Genomic DNA, 746 nt, shown 5'->3' with positions numbered 1-746 from the left:
GGCCCCGGGGATGCTGTCGTGGAGGGCGGCCCCGGCGGTGCCGTCGGGCGCGGGAAGTCGGTCGAGCGCGGTGGCGGCCATGCGCCGGGCCTCGTGCTGGCGGCCCGCGAGCGTCCACGCCATCCCCTCGCACGCGGCGGCGACGGCCAGCGGGCCGGGATCGGCGGTGAGCCGGACGACCTGCGCGTACAGCTCGTGCACCCAGGCCCGCTCACCGGCCAGGGCGGCGGCGGCCAGGGCCTTCACCCGGCGCCGGACGCGGTCGGCCCCGGCAGGGGACAGGTCGGCGGCCGAGTCCAGCGCCCGCGCCGCCGCCACCATGTCCGAGGCGCCCGCGGCGGTCTCCTCCAGTTGCCGGGCGATGTCCTCGTCGTAGCCGACGGCGCCGAGTCCAGCGCCCGCGCCGCCGCCACCATGTCCGAGGCGCCCGCGGCGGTCTCCTCCAGTTGCCGGGCGATGTCCTCGTCGTAGCCGACGGCCGCCGCCGCGAGGTGGCCGGCCCGGCGCGCCGGGTCGGTGATGACCGCGGCGAGACCCCGGTGGGCGCGGCGGCGCTCCTCGGCGGGGGCCTGCCGGTAGACGGTCGCGGCGACCAGCGGGTGGGTGAACACCACGCGCTGGTCGGCGAGGGCGACGAGCCCGGCGTTCTCGGCCGCCCGCCAGTCCGCCAGGTGCGGGGAGGTCCCGGCGGCGGCCATGACCGTGGGCAGGTCCGCGGCGGCCGGGCCGGCGGCGTCCAGGTCGGC

General features: G+C 80.3%; 1 protein-coding gene and 1 pseudogene. Both read right to left on the bottom strand.

Translation table 11 applies throughout. The annotated features are described in order from the left end of the window. The coding region (locus DZF91_RS01385) for a hypothetical protein (RefSeq protein ID WP_199486334.1) at positions 1–246 on the bottom strand (246 nt) is incomplete at its 3' end. Further along, a pseudogene (locus DZF91_RS39290) lies at positions 243–746 on the bottom strand (hypothetical protein); the annotation flags it as partial. The gene DZF91_RS01385 and the pseudogene DZF91_RS39290, both read right to left, overlap by 4 nt.

This window comes from Actinomadura logoneensis (genome assembly GCF_003428695.1).
Classification (GTDB): Bacteria; Actinomycetota; Actinomycetes; order Streptosporangiales; family Streptosporangiaceae; genus Spirillospora; species Spirillospora logoneensis.
Note: the sequence above shows the minus strand (reverse complement) of the source record. Positions and strands in the feature narration are given on the sequence as shown.